Origin of the sequence: Saliphagus sp. LR7, from assembly GCF_003344565.1 — an archaeon.
Taxonomy (GTDB): Archaea; Halobacteriota; Halobacteria; order Halobacteriales; family Natrialbaceae; genus Saliphagus; species Saliphagus infecundisoli.
In genome coordinates this window covers 1-13,865 of sequence record NZ_QPND01000032.1, presented here as the reverse complement: position 1 = coordinate 13,865, position 13,865 = coordinate 1, and the positions used below count along the sequence as shown (strand labels likewise).

Annotated in this window: 11 protein-coding genes and 4 pseudogenes; 4 read left to right on the top strand and 11 right to left on the bottom strand. The window is 55.6% G+C overall.

Translation table 11 applies throughout. From position 1 onward, the window contains the following. Positions 1-82: 82 nt before the first annotated feature. The gene (locus tag DVH23_RS21255; RefSeq protein WP_114579376.1) at positions 83-643 is read right to left on the bottom strand and encodes a TATA-box-binding protein; all 561 of its coding nucleotides are present in this window, start codon (positions 641-643) and stop codon (positions 83-85) included. Between the two features lie 218 nt (positions 644-861). Between DVH23_RS21255 and DVH23_RS21250 the strand changes: the two genes are divergently transcribed. Next, positions 862-1,146 carry a PadR family transcriptional regulator gene (locus DVH23_RS21250; protein WP_114579375.1) on the top strand — a complete coding sequence of 95 codons (285 nt, stop codon included), beginning with the start codon at positions 862-864 and terminating at the stop codon, positions 1,144-1,146. Between the two features lie 537 nt (positions 1,147-1,683). Here the strand turns inward: DVH23_RS21250 and DVH23_RS21245 are convergent. From DVH23_RS21245 to DVH23_RS21235, 3 genes and pseudogenes are all read right to left on the bottom strand, one after another. Further along, positions 1,684-2,580 (bottom strand): annotated as a pseudogene (locus DVH23_RS21245) (complex I NDUFA9 subunit family protein); the annotation flags it as partial. Positions 2,581-2,682: 102 nt separating this feature from the next. Then, the gene (locus DVH23_RS21240; protein ID WP_114579373.1) at positions 2,683-3,480 is read right to left on the bottom strand and encodes a winged helix-turn-helix domain-containing protein; all 798 of its coding nucleotides are present in this window, start codon (positions 3,478-3,480) and stop codon (positions 2,683-2,685) included. A 129-nt stretch (positions 3,481-3,609) separates the two neighbouring features. Beyond that, positions 3,610-3,702, bottom strand: a pseudogene (locus DVH23_RS21235) (IS5/IS1182 family transposase); the annotation flags it as partial. Between the two features lie 340 nt (positions 3,703-4,042). Between DVH23_RS21235 and DVH23_RS21230 the strand changes: the two are divergent. Then, positions 4,043-4,384 carry a hypothetical protein gene (locus DVH23_RS21230; protein WP_114579372.1) on the top strand — a complete coding sequence of 114 codons (342 nt, stop codon included), beginning with the start codon at positions 4,043-4,045 and terminating at the stop codon, positions 4,382-4,384. A gap of 314 nt (positions 4,385-4,698) precedes the next feature. Here the strand turns inward: DVH23_RS21230 and DVH23_RS21220 are convergent, their stop codons facing one another. Both DVH23_RS21220 and DVH23_RS21215 read right to left on the bottom strand, forming a co-directional pair. Further along, a complete protein-coding gene (locus DVH23_RS21220) occupies positions 4,699-5,679 on the bottom strand; it encodes a hypothetical protein (RefSeq protein ID WP_114579370.1) in 981 nt (326 codons plus the stop codon). 176 nt (positions 5,680-5,855) lie between these two features. Beyond that, positions 5,856-6,548 carry a class I SAM-dependent methyltransferase gene (locus DVH23_RS21215; protein WP_114579388.1) on the bottom strand — a complete coding sequence of 231 codons (693 nt, stop codon included), beginning with the start codon at positions 6,546-6,548 and terminating at the stop codon, positions 5,856-5,858. Between the two features lie 292 nt (positions 6,549-6,840). On the opposite strand from DVH23_RS21215, the gene DVH23_RS21210 reads away from it, so the two are divergent. Further along, positions 6,841-8,130, top strand: coding sequence for a glycosyltransferase family 2 protein (locus tag DVH23_RS21210; protein ID WP_114579369.1), 1,290 nt, complete (start codon positions 6,841-6,843; stop codon positions 8,128-8,130). A gap of 692 nt (positions 8,131-8,822) precedes the next feature. Here the strand turns inward: DVH23_RS21210 and DVH23_RS23915 are convergent. The 4 genes and pseudogenes from DVH23_RS23915 to DVH23_RS21200 all read right to left on the bottom strand — a co-directional run. Continuing rightward, on the bottom strand, positions 8,823-9,263 hold the full coding sequence (locus DVH23_RS23915; RefSeq protein WP_157972555.1) for a hypothetical protein: 441 nt from the start codon (positions 9,261-9,263) through the stop codon (positions 8,823-8,825). Positions 9,264-9,463: 200 nt separating this feature from the next. After that, positions 9,464-9,571: pseudogene (locus tag DVH23_RS25175) on the bottom strand (DUF1931 domain-containing protein); the annotation flags it as partial. 294 nt (positions 9,572-9,865) lie between these two features. Then, on the bottom strand, positions 9,866-11,398 hold the full coding sequence (locus DVH23_RS21205; protein ID WP_114579368.1) for a sorbosone dehydrogenase family protein: 1,533 nt from the start codon (positions 11,396-11,398) through the stop codon (positions 9,866-9,868). Between the two features lie 134 nt (positions 11,399-11,532). Beyond that, positions 11,533-11,928: pseudogene (locus DVH23_RS21200) on the bottom strand (transposase); the annotation flags it as partial. 136 nt (positions 11,929-12,064) lie between these two features. Here DVH23_RS21200 and DVH23_RS23910 point away from each other — a divergent pair. Beyond that, the gene (locus tag DVH23_RS23910) at positions 12,065-12,355 is read left to right on the top strand and encodes a hypothetical protein (RefSeq protein WP_157972554.1); all 291 of its coding nucleotides are present in this window, start codon (positions 12,065-12,067) and stop codon (positions 12,353-12,355) included. 416 nt (positions 12,356-12,771) lie between these two features. On the opposite strand, the gene DVH23_RS23905 is transcribed toward DVH23_RS23910, so the two are convergent. After that, positions 12,772-13,056 carry a hypothetical protein gene (locus DVH23_RS23905; RefSeq protein ID WP_157972553.1) on the bottom strand — a complete coding sequence of 95 codons (285 nt, stop codon included), beginning with the start codon at positions 13,054-13,056 and terminating at the stop codon, positions 12,772-12,774. Positions 13,057-13,865 lie beyond the last annotated feature (809 nt).

The window sequence follows — 13,865 nt, the reverse complement described above, 5'->3', positions numbered from 1 at the left end:
TCAAAAACGTTCAAGGAATTCTCATCTTTGGGGAAGTTACCGAACACGTTGAGCCACTGTTCACGAGTGAGTCGTGAAAGTCCTACCCGAGCAGTCCGAGATCGGCTAACCGTGACTGAACCGTGGTAATCGCCTCTTCGGCATCGCTTGCTTGAGTTCCGCCGGTGATGACAAGCTTCCCACTACCGAACAACAAAATGACGACATCCACGTCGTTGGGACGATAGACCAGCCCAGGAAACTGTTCAGGTTCGTACTCAACGGCCTCCAATCCGAGGCCGATCGCGATTGCGTTGAGATTGAGCGACGTGCCGAGATCACCGCTCGTCACGATGTTCTGGACCGTGACGTCCGGCTCCTCTGGGACATCGAGACCCAATCGACGAAGTTTCTTGAACGTCAGCCCGACCGCTGTCGTCAAGTCCTCTACTGACGAGGCCCCGGTACAGACGATCTTCCCCGAGCGGAAGATCAGCGAGGCAGCCTTGGGATCGGTCGTTCGCGTGATGACACCCGGGAACTGATCTGGCTCGAACGAGGCGCCGTCGAGATCGTTCGCAAGCGACTCGAGATCGAGTTCCTGGTCGATGCTCGTCGACCCGACGACGTTCTCCGTCGAAAGTGTGTGTAGAAGGTCTCCCATCCCTTTCGTTACAACTCCTAACTCTCGATATATAATGGTGCTGTTGCGATTGACCTGTGAACCATCGCGGAGCTGGGCGGGTACGGCACAGGTGCGATGTCCTGTCGGTCCCGAGCGGATGGTCTCTGCAGTTCGTACCCCAGAGAAGGACTCGCTACGTGTGAAGATCTGTCTCTCGAGTAGAAAGTTGATAAGAGATTCGTCCATAGCAGCCGGATATGGACACGCTGACAGGCTTTCAACGCGACCTGCTGTACATCGTCGCAGGAGCGGACCATCCGTCTGGGCAAGACGTCTCGGACGAGCTCGAAGGTTACTACGGAGCAGAGATCAACTACGGTCGGCTGTATCCGAACCTCGATGAGCTCGTTGAAGCTGGGTTCGTCGAGAAAGGGGAACTCGACCGGCGGACGAACTACTACGAAATCACTGACGCCGGTCTCGAAGCGATTCAGAGACGCCGTGAGTGGGAAGATCAGTACGTCGACCTCTCACTCCTATAGATGACGTGACCTCGGGGAGACGGCCTGCGGGGAGACGGCAAGACCCTGTACGACAAGCAGGAGGCCGACGAGTAGACAGCCAGCAGTGACGGTGTAGCGCAGCGTTATCGCTGGATGGAGGTGGAGAGCATTCGACCGCGTCAGAGCGCGTCAGCAGGACTCATCGGGTGTTGGAAGGGCTCACGTCAGCAGAGACTGGGCCGAGAACCGACGCTTCAGGGCTTGGCCGAGGGTGATGGCAACGACCGAGAATAGGTAGTATGTGATCAGCAGGCCAGCGTCCCACAGATAGGGTGACTCGCCGACGATACCTTCGAGCGCGTAGACAACGGCTTCGAGACCAAAGAGGCCGTCGTAGAACATGATATTCACCAGATAAGAGGGGATGAACAGCAAGTCAAGTCCCGGAACCGAGTAGATGTCGACTACATCGGGGAGAAACCACGCGATAGAGAGGAACGCGAACAGACCGAGCGTCTCCGCGCCGACGAAGACCGACCCAGAGTCAGTCTCCGAACCCCGAGCGTCGTTGTTGGCGAGATAATCGTCGAGCGTCTGGAGATGTGCAGGATCGACATCGAAGGCGCGCACGTCGTTCGCGTTGGGGTCGCCGCCATCGACAGTATTGTCAAACTGGAGTGACCGGTACTGATCGGGCCCCATGGGGAACCCCGGGACACTTCCGCCGATAGTGAGACCAAGCTTCGCCAGCGGCATCGGGATCGGGATCACCCGGAGCGACTTCCCCTCAGCAGTGTACATCCGGCGAGCCACGTCCGCGAGAGTCAATACTTCGGGGCCACCGAGTTCGTAGGTTTCGCCTCCACGGTCCTCCTCGTCGACGCAGTCGGCAAGCACAGAGGCCAAGTCGCCGACCCAGATGGGCTGGAACCGGGTGCTTCCGCCCCCGGGGAGTCCCGAGACGTACGGCGTCGTTAGCAGGCGGGTGAAGTCGGCGAACTCTCCGCCGTCGCCGAACACGACAGAGGGGCGAACGATGACCCAGTCGAGGGACGAGTCACGAACGACTGCCTCGGCCCGACCCTTCGCCCGGATGTAGTGAGTGTTGCCGTCGGCGTCGGCTCCAAGGGCGCTCATCTGCACGAACCGGGAGACTCCAGCGGCCTCGGCGGCGGTGACGAGGGCTTCAGTTCCTCCGAGATGGACTGTCTCGTGCATTTCGTTTCCACCGCTCGGAGTGAACAGCGGCGAGAGCGCGACGAGATTGACAATGGCATCGTGGCCGGCGACCGCCTCGTGGACAGCCTCTGCATCTGCGCTTGTTAGGTCTAGAGCAATACGGTCAACCCCTGCGGACAGGTTCGTGTCCTCGGGTGAGCGCGCGAGGACGGACACCTCGTGATCATGGGCGGTCAGTTGCCTAACGAGGGCAGTACCGACGAAGCCGGTACCTCCGGCAACGAGGACTTTCATACTCGGACGAACGCGCTGTCGGGGCTTTACGTCACCTCCGGGCGGGAGTGACAGGGGCTGTCATTTCCGACAGGGTGGGACGCCATCGGTTCGAATACGGGCCTATTGCGAGCCGAGGTCGAAGGGGAGACCATCCGACAGTTCGACCTTTGCTGAACGCTTGCGATAGCGCTCGAAGAGACCCTCAGCCCATGCGAGAAGGTCAGAGTTGTCCGAGGCAAGACAGGCTTCCAAATGTCCCTCCTCGTCGTAGGCTGCGAGCAATAGTCGGTCCTCGCCAACGGTTAGGCCGAACGGAACTGAGTCGGGATGGGCGTAAAGGTCGAGAACGCCGACGCGGAGAATAGTCTCGAACTCTATAGGGTTGAGTTCCCGGGCCTTTTTCGTAGTCGCTTCCGAGAGCACGAGGGTAGTGTGGACCCCTCGCATTGCCAGCGAGGCGTGAGCTTCGTGAAAGATACGCGAGAGGACGGGCGAGCACATGCGGACGGTATCGCCCTCGTACTGCTTGATCTGGTCGACGTAGGCCTGAACCGGTGCCTGTGGATTCTCCGGCGAGGTGACGACGAGGTCGGCATCTTCAAGCAGTGAGAACGGTGGGGCGTGGTCGGTGTCGAGGTGACGAAGTAACGGGGCAAAATGGTCGAGACGCTCTAGTCGGTCGAGGTAGTCACCGTGGATCGTCGCAGTGAGGTCTCCCGCGGTAGTGAGGTGATAGCCCCCCTCGTTACGTTCGACCCAGCCGCGTTCAACGAAGGCGCCAAGGTTACGCTGGACGCTTCGACGTGCACAATCGAGGTCGTCTGCGAGAGTCGCGGGACCGGCGGGTCCCTTACGGAGCCTGGTGAGGAGGGCAAGACGGTCTGGGGAGTCGGCAAGAAACCGGGCGGCATCCTGCATATACGGACCGTCACCGTCGGTCGTAAAAAAATCTGACCTGTACGAATGCGGCTACGTACTCGTACAACGAAGGGATTGCTTGTCCGAATAGACTACTCTATTGAATAGATACAGAATCACGGTTATAGGGGGCTCACACAGTGATTCGATATTGATGAGAGCGAACATTAGAACAATTTCACGGAACTGGCGATACCAGGTCAGTGCTCGATCGGCGGTGCCGTGTGTGCTCGAAGCTGGCATCTCGAACTCCGGGAGATGATCCCACTATCGCCCGCGTGATACGAAGACTACAGGATATGAATCGAAGGGTAACACTGCCATTCCTTGTTGCACTAGTGATTGAAACACTCAGAGCAACGATATCGGAACTCTCGGCTATGGACGGAGTTACGTGGACACCAGCGACGATTGGGGAGTTTCCCGGGTTTGCTCTCGTGGGGATGGTAATAGTGATCATCCTTGATTAGCATGCACTGAACATCAAGATGAAATAATTATAAATCAACTACTTGTGAGGAGCTCCCAAAGATATTTAAGATGTAGATGAGTTGACCCTACTATGACTCGGCTGTTGAAGAAGTCCCGCTGGTTTCTCACTGCCCGTAGCGTTCTCATACTATTTGGGATCCAAATGATACTTCTTCTTGCTTCGATACTAAGGGATGTTCCACGCTCGTTCAATGAAGGAATCATTGATGGAGTAGTTCTGCTTGTGATTGAACATGCTCGCCTCGTAAACGCAGGAATCGATTTCCTGTTGTTCTCATCCGACTATACCGGCAATCTGGATCTGATAGTGGGCTTTCTCGCGCTCCCTCTCGTCTACTATCTCAGCGCCATCGCGATAGCTACTACTGGGCGGGTGGCCTACCAGCTCGGCCGAAAACAACTCCCGTCGTAGCCGACAGGAGTATGTACTAACTCTCGAAATCAGTCGGATTTAGCGTACCCTTTTGCCGTTCAATCTCGGCCAGCATGCGTCCCCCATACAAGTGTTGTACCCTCAGCAAGAACCTGCGTCCAAAACCATTGGCGAGTGCCTTAGCGCACCCAAGGCCGCGTCCATACCCGAACGGAAGCGTTCCTTGCATTCTGTCTTCGACCGTCGTCGCCGTCCCACCGACGAACGCAGAGACCATCCGGGAAGCACCGTCATCACGGTATGAGATAGGTTCTATGACACCCCTGAACCAGCGTGACGTACGTAACGGAGGGTTACGAGCGTGAGCCGACTTCCGTCCCCGGACTGAACTCGGTGAGTTCCTCGATCCGATCCTCGAGTTCGTCGACCTCCTCACGGAGTTCTTCGGCCTCAGGCTCGTCGCTCAGCGCGAGTTGATCTTTCAGCCCTTGGAGCCGGCTCTGTTTGGTTTCCTCGTCGACGTCGGCTTTGCGGACGTACTCACGTTCATCAATCTCGTAGACGGCCGAGTCGGACAGTTCGGTCACGTCGAGTGCTTCATCGACTTTCTCGCGATCGACGGCCATGACGCGTTCGCGAGGGATGCCCTCATCTTCGAGGACGCGGAGCACTTCGTCGCCGTCTTTGAGCGAGCGATTTCGTCGAGTCGTCCGCTGGACCGAGCCGTACTGGCCGTGAACCGGCTGGTCATGGTGCAGGCGGTCCAAGAGGATCTCTCGGACCTCTGTGCGGAGGTCGCCTGCGTTGCGTTGGACGTCCGAGAGCAGTGTGTAGAGATTGATGAGTACGGGCGTCTCCCACTCGTCGAAGGTAGCGGGATCGTGACGCTCGAGCGTATCGATCAGCAAGAGCATATCGGCGTAGACGTCGAGATCCGGTTCGCTTCGATCCTGGTTGTCGCTACTCGACTGTGTGGCTCCGGTAATCAACTGGGATGTCGTCGGTTCGTCGGTTTCAGTGAGCGTGCCGGCTCGCTTGTCGCACTCGTAGCGAGGATGAAGGCTCAACACGGCCGCATAGGGTTCGGCATCGGGCGGTAGACGTTGGAGGTGGAAGGTGCCACCGGCGTCGGTGATCCGATCGGCAAGAGTCGCGAACTGCTCGCGTTGGAGGGGCTCTGTGTCGCCTGTCTTGGTTTCCGTGATCACGATGCGGTGCTCTTGGACGTCGGTGATCCTGAACTCGGTCTCCGTGAGTGGGGTGACGAGGGTCGCCTCATCATCGAGAGCGTCACACTCGTCGAGGAGCGTATGCCAGCTCGTTCCAAACGGCATAGCGGAGTGTCGGTCCTGAGGACCAAAACGTCTTGCTCGTGACGGTGGGATGGCCGGCTAATTCGACTGACGATCGGTACAGAGTGGTTTTTCTGTTCTGGATTGGCCGTGTCTCAGATACAGATGAGACACATATCGCGATGACCGAGGAAAGTGCGTTGAGAGTCAGTCACGAGTCAGTGCGTTCCATCACGGGGGACTGTGCCGGTCATGAGGTAGTAGTCGTGACGAGGCTCTCGTCCCCAGAGTGTGGCGTCGACAAGCGATTCGTGTGTGACGTCAGTGAACCCTCGTTGGCGGAGAACTTCGGCGAGTTCGGCCGGCGGACGACCATCGTACATCGGGAGGTCGTCGTGTACTTCCTCGTACTCATCCCAGGGCTCGGAATGATCCCAGTAGCCTTCGATGAGGAGGATCCGGCCACCCGGTTCGACGACTCGCTTCCACTCGTGGAGTGCGTCGTGGGGATTGGGGAGTGTCCAGATCAGGTGGCGGGCAGTAACCAGTTCGACGGCATCGTCCGGAACGGCGAGCGTTTCTGCATCCCCTCGATGGAACCCGATCGAATGATCTCCTCGATGGGCTTTCGTTCGGGCTCGGTCGAGCATTGCTGGTGCAAAATCGACGCCGACGACGTCGTGACCGAGTTCTCCCAGCAACAGTGAAACAACCCCTGTTCCACATCCGACGTCGAGTACCTGACATGGATCGGTGCCCACGGACTCGCGTAACACTGTGAGCCAGCGATCGTGCTGTTCCTCGGAGTGGATCCCATGTTGGCTCTCGCTGTCGAACATCGATGCACGCCCGTTCCAATGCTGTTGAACGAGATCTTTGGCTTGGTCGCCATCTCGAGTGTGATGTGTCACGAGTGAAGTCCTCTTCTCGTGTCTAGTCTGTTCATCGTCCACGATAATCCTGGGGGAAAACGAGGACCAGTTCGATGTCACATCCGAATGCGTATGTAACGACAACTCGGCTGATTCGATCAGTCTAATTCACTCGCTCGCGTTATGTCTGTCTCTGAATCTACTGACTCGGAACCGCTCCGCTGATACCCATCTTCAAGTAACAATACTAATTTCTCTGATGCACGCCAGGCCAACTGAACCCTTACTGCCGAACGATAGATTGACAATAGAACGCCAGAGGTGTATCGTCATGACCGGGCCCGTCCGGAGCACTATCGAACGAACGGGCTATCTGGTAGCCGTTATCGCGGTGCTGGCGTTTGGTGCGTACGAAGGGATTCAGCGTGAGGCGATTTCTCTCGACCTCTACTGGGTGATCGTTCGGATTATCACTATCGATGCCGTCACAGCAACGGTCGTCTTCTCGACGCTTGTGACGATGAGCGGGTTGCTGCTCGCTCGTGAAGTCTATAGCGAACGCAATCGTGCTGAGCGCGTTCTGGAGGGGCCCCGCATCACTGCGATCGTCCCTGCCTACCAAGACGCTCCCGTAATCAGTGAGAGCGTCGAGACACTGCTTGCCTCAAACTATTCAAATATCGACATCTCTATTATAGTCGAACCGGATGACGAACCAACACTATCGGTCGCTCGCGAGTATAGTGAACACCCAGATGTCCAAGTATTGGTCAATCGGGATCCCGGTTCCAAGGCCGGCGCGATCAACGACGCTGTAGCACGCCTAGACGCTGACTATTTCGCAGTATTCGACGCGGACGAGCGGATTGATCCGGAGTTCGTCTCCATTGCCATTCACTATCTCACTAACAATGACGTTGACGTCTTTCAGGCCCGCCGTGTCCCCCGCGTAACTGGGCCGGTTGAGGCGTTGGCTTATTGCGAGCGTCTGCTTTTTCACGCTGGCTACAAACTCGTCGAACCGCTAGGGTTCACCTATTGCCGGAGTTCCTCCTCAGCTTTCACTCGCGAAGCTTTCGAGGCAGTCGATGGATTAGACGATTTGTTGACGGAAGATCTTGACTTTGCCCACAAGTGCTTCAGGGCAGGCCTCTCCGTACACCAATCACGGAATATTACGAACGAGATGGAAGCACCGCACACTCTTTGGGATCTTTGGGGGCAGCGCAAGCGGTGGCGACTGGGCCATATCGAGGTTTTCCTCAAAGCGATTACGAGCGGATATGAGCGTGGTGGCCTTCGCGGCGCCCTATCGACGCTTCGAATCATTTCTAGTCTTGCGGCCAGCGTCTTCCTCGTTGCCCTCTCCGCGAAGGTCGTCGTACTGCTCCTGCTTGAGCTTGAGTTGATCTTCTTGCTGCCATTCGTAGCGATCGGTCTAACAGTCATCCCCATCCTTATACACGATGTACGGCAAGGTCATGTCCTCGAGATATCACCAGCATTGGCCTTGGTTCCCCTTGTGTACCCTGCTTTTGGACTGTTGACTATTCGGAGTGCGTTCGAATACTTCCTCAGCTGGGACGGTGAATGGTACCGAGTCGAGAAAGTTGGTGCGTAGATGGTCATTCGAAGAGATACATAGCAACCTATTCTGAATGATTCTCCTCTAAATACGTACGCATAGTGGTCATAGTGCGCTTGTTACCCGGGTCGACTGTACGTAACACGAGAATCATCTCGCCTGGCACGAAAAAGACGACGTTTCACCAGGAGTTGGACGCTTAGAACCCGCCGGCACTTCTCTCATATCTCCACCTTGTCGCCAGAGACACGTAAAGCGAGAATCCGACCTGATCTGAGTTATCCCACTCCTGGATTCTTATCTAGATCTGTGGGTGACGCGGATACTGTCACTGCCGGCATGACTATTACCCAGGACGAGTGACATATATCTGCACGGCCCGCTTGTCGGACAGACTCGCTCGAGGCCGTGCCGCTATCAGAGCACTTCATGGGCGGGACCCCCCTTCACGCCCGCTCATGCTCTCTGCTGATCGCGAGCAGCGGCACCGCCGGTCTGCTCAGGGGGGCATATCATGACTTAGATAATCCGATCGTGACATTGAACGTGCGTATCTTGCACATCGGGCCCGACACTCAATGACAAGAACTGATGTGCGAAATCAGGATCTGCGGGATCGCGACGCCCAACCGTGTGCGGACGCGTTCAAATCTCGCTTTAGAGCCTTCGTGCTCATGCTTATCCGCTAACTCTGGGAAAGACCTACACAAACGGGGAGTACAGACGGGCTATGAGATTTCTGTGGACAGCATTCTCCGCCTCTCAATAAACTGCGTAAGGAAGAACAGCGCACCGCCAGCGACAGCTATGGCAATACCAAACCCAATCATAAGCGGCGTCAGCGTAGTGGGATCATGTACCATCTGGAATGTGTATATGTCGCCCTGATATCGAACAGCGTTGTTAGCGAAGGTAGTTAGCGTAGTACCTTCAACAGGTGCCGCTTGGCCCGTATTCAGCCGATCAAATACGGATTTCTCTGTCGACGAAAGATCAGCATACGGAACTGGCGAGTCAGTTGTGGATGACTCCACCTGATCGATTTGAACCATATACGGTGTTGACTGCGCCTCACCGTATGCAGCAGAACCAGTAATAGCGAGTCCAAGAACAAACAGACCAATTGCGCTCACGTACACTGCAGGCCGTAACCACGACCGAAGATCCATGCTGTTTTATATCACACACCTTTTGCATAAACCTGTTCATCTACTATTAATTACGGCTAATTCCATCAATATGCAAACACACTGTATTTAACGGCTGTTTCAGTCACACATTCGGCTAAAAGAAGTCAGCTCGATGACTCCAGTCGACCGGTCTACAGATCGCAAGCCTGGACCGTTTTTCGGTCGTTGTCTTCGGCTCACTGGACGGTATCCTCGAGTAACTCCGCAACCTCCTGGTCGAGAGCATCGTAGAAGTCCGACGCAACGTTGTGGTTGTCGAGTTGGTCCTTCGCTGGCGATTGGATGATGAGCTCTGCCGTACGACGCTCACGAGTACATACCTATTGGAAACGGATCCTCTGGCTTGCAAACGCCCAAAATTACGTATAGACGTTCCTTGGTTGTCGATTACGGACCTCGTCTTCGATTCAGATGCCCAACCCCCTCGCCCCAAGTGCGGAAGTCACGGCCATCGACAACGGCGAAGAGCAATTCGTCCGCGACTTCGCCCATGCCTTGCATGACTGATGAGGGTGGGCTCCTTAGATCTCGCAACCCGTGCCAGCCGTCGCGCGACCCGCTTGCTCGATCCTGACTTTGGCTCAGGACGCGGGTTCGTACAGTGTGAACGTATCGTCCTGCCCGATGGAGCCAACCCACAACAAACCATCCGGGCCCGCTTCGACAACGATTGGAATTCCGTCCGGTTCGATGATACTCGGCTCGGGGCGGAGAAACTTCGGCACGTATACGCCGTCCTCGCCCCGTCCGATCGGGACGAACGCTATCTTGTTGGCGAGTGCCACGACGATACCGTCCTCAGCACCGAGTTTGTCCATCGTTTCGACGCCAGTCGACTGGACGCCATCCAGAATCCACAATGGATCCGTCACGTCTTCGTCGGACGGACTTGAACCGAATGTGCCATACTCCGGATAGCCGAAGTCTGCGCCCTCGGTGATGTGGAGGAGTGATTCCCAGACTTTCGACCGCACTGACATCCCGTCGTTGTTCGCGCCGAACAGGTTGCCATCTTGGTCGAACGTAAGGTCGTAGACGTTCCGTAGTCCGGTGGCCACGATCTCGACGTTCGAGCCATCCGGATCGAAAGAGATCACGGCCCCGAGATACTCGTGGTTGGGATGGTCCGCATCGCTCGGTTCGTAGTTCTTCCCGTCAAACATCTCGGGGTACTTCTGCCCGCCAAGGTGCCCGATGGAGAGGTGCAGTCTTCCGTCCGGCCCGGTCTCAATCTGGTGAAGGGCGTGGTCGCTATTCACGACGGGGAGGTTCGAAAGGATGGTGCGCCGATTACGGAGTGAGCCGTCAGATTCGATATCGAAGGCGAGCACTTTGCCATTCGATTCCTGTAACACGTTATATCCGTTCTCCGCATCGTACTTGCCGCTGGCCGCACTTCCATTGTCGACGGTATAAAGGGTATCACCGGACACCTCGACGCCCTGGGGATACTGGATGTCGGAGGCGACCTTCGTGAAGTTGAGCGACTCCTGGTCGGACGAGGGCTGTTCGAATCTGAATATCCCCTCCTCAAGCGATGCCACGTACCCATAGCCTTGCTCGCTGAAGTCTAAGGCCGCGGGGAAGTAGGGCGCCTCGAACGTCGCACGCTGTCGGAACTCCGAAATCCCGTTTGCCCCGCCATTCCGCGATTGCAGGACCCCGTCCAACAACGTAAACCCGCCCGTGAAACCCGCCGTGGCGATGCCCAAGCTCACGCCGAGCACTGATCGTCGTGGCTTCTCAATCCTACTTTCGCCTGTCCCGATGGGTTCGTCTCGAGTCATGAGACGCCGGACGCCGGCGTCCACGGTCGGAATGAGCCGCCGCAACAGGTAATCCATCGTGACGACACCGGCGACCATTGCCAGAAGGAGGTACGATCGCGCCGTGACCGGCCCGTGGGTCAGCCCGCGGACGAGTGAATCAGTCACTCCCTCAAACTGAAACAGGAGCAGATACAGCCCCACGATTAACCCGGCCCCAACTTGTAAAATGCCGATGAGACTGTCGGATTGACGGCGGTGGTCAGCGGCGCCGTATGCCAGTAAGGAGACCGCCACCGCTGAGATATATGCTATGGCAACCGTATATATTCCATATGCGGCGGGCATATCAAAAGAAGCCGAGGAATCGGATGATTGTCAATTCTTCGCTTTGAGTAGCGAATTTATCTGCCGTTGACGCCATCGTCGTATCGTGATGTTGGAGTGCGGATTCTGATATTATATTGCCAAAAATGATACGCTCATTTCGATACATTGTAACACAGCAGTTTCTCGAACCAATCATCCGGTGAGTTAACTTTCAGGCGGAGGATGCTGAGATATTTCTGGAGATGGTGCTTCGGGACGCCCCTGAACTTCGCAAGCGACTGGCGAAGGAAGCTATCGCGGTTCTCGCGGGTGTTTGTGTGAGCGTCACCAATCACGTAGGTATTGGCGTGGGTGACGGCCGGATGACCGTCCACCGTCTCCGTCTCCTCGATGTCGTCGTAAATCGTGTAGTCGTCAGTGCAGAGGATCGCACTTCCGTCGCCGTATTCAACGAAGTCTTCGTCAGCGTCTTATAGATCTTCACAGACGAGAAACCTCACTCGGCCGTCATCCCGATAGACGAGTGTCAATACGGATGATTTGTTTGACAGACCTCATGGCATTCGGTAATCGCTCCGGGACCTGTTTTCTCCGCACGTAACACGAACTTCGTGGTGTAACACGGGCCCTCAGTCTTGAGTGCTGAGCCACCATCTCTATGTGTCATGAGTACAGTGAATCTGTATGTTCACCTTTGACACGAAGGAGGGAGACACAGTCGAAATAGAAGGTCCTGATCAGTGGCACCGGAACGATCTCTATGTTGAACACTCTGATGGAAGTAATGTCCATGGTTTGATAGTTCCTAGAGAAGGGAGTCAGCTTGAAATTAGTCAGTATATGATGAGAGACCCTCCGATGATATTCGAGATGAAACTAACCAAGGCAAATGAATCGACAACGAACCATTTGACTGGGTGTCGCTTTGGAAATTCAAACGGTCAATTCAAAGCGGATTTTGTCAACGTAAAATAGCACGAATAGCAATCGGTTCGTACTGGATGGAGCGTGGCATCATCAGATATCGACATCGATATTGAGGTTCGTGTTATCGACTTGGGTCCCCTCCGTCTAAGTTGTGCCCCTGCACGCGTAACCCCAGGATTTGTGTTGGATCACCAATCCCGAACTCCGTCCATCCCGACCACTTGTTCACATCAGCTGCTGTGTTAGATACGTCTACACCTAATGATTTCGAGGTGACCCCGTCGTCCCACCTGATTTGTTTTGTACCGTCGTCGGAGCCGCTGCCTACCCGACCAACGTGAGCGAACCTGATCTTATCGGGATCTGGAACGGGTGCTTCCGAAACCAATCGGATCTGACCGCGCTAAATGCATCAATCCACGCCGACCCTTCCACCTCTGTTACCTGTTCTTGTGAACTACCCATCAAACCACAGACGATGAGTGGCATTTGCACGGCGAGAAAATAGTTATTTCACCTTCCCGAAATTTTTTCTCTTCACACTCTGGATGAGATGCCATGGATCGTCGCCGTTTTCTCGCAACAATTGGGAGCGGCACACCCATTTTTCTTGCTGGATGCACGTCGATTGGGAGTTCTCCTGCAAACTCCTCAGATGACGAGTCATTCCAGCGGCGCTCTGTGTCAGTTACCTCCACCGGCGAGATACCTGATTCTGTTTCTGTTTCACTGTCTGTTGAAGCTACCACAAGTCGGGTGACTCCTGATCAGACGGTTGCGTTTCGATTTACACTCACTAACGAAGCGGATACCGTCCAACAATTTGATGTTGGAAGCATTCCTGTCCCGAACCTACTCGTAGAATCGAGTGAGCCGCCTAACTACGTACTCTTACAGCCATCCTCGTGGACGACAGATGATCGACGATCAGACTGTTGGGAGAATGCGGACCCCGACAATAATCCCTATCGGGTGGCTCGTGAGGAAAACCAAATAGAGCTCAAACCGAGCGAATCGTACTCAGGTGACGCCGCGCTGTGGGGAGGCGTAGAGGATGATGTCTGCTGGCCTGAGGGAGAGTTCACATTTGAAAATTCTGTGACTATTGGTGAACCAACATTCACGTGGGGCTTCCAATTCGAAGTGACGAAACAGTAAGTCCCTACATCCGCCGATTGCTGTCAATGCATACTACAGTGGTCCTTCCTTGATCTACTCACCCTGTATGTAACGTCAGACCAGGGGCTCTGGTCGGTGACATCTCACCACTACGGTGCATGCAGGAAATTCATTGCCTTGTTGAATCGCAAGACTGCGTCGAGGTAAGGTCGGTCATTCACACGTTCACGGCGTTAGAGACGGGATTTCGGGATCAGAAGATGCAGTAGCGATCGCTACTGATGCGTGCTGAAGGGTCAGAACTATGGTATTTTGGTCTCTTGGTTCGGTGACGGCGGCGATGCCTCTCCCGGATACGTCCGGAGAAAGAGAGCAGGCGGCGAGCCCTAACTCGCCGCCTGCGTGAGGTTATGCACGATACACTTCCGAGTGAGCTCCC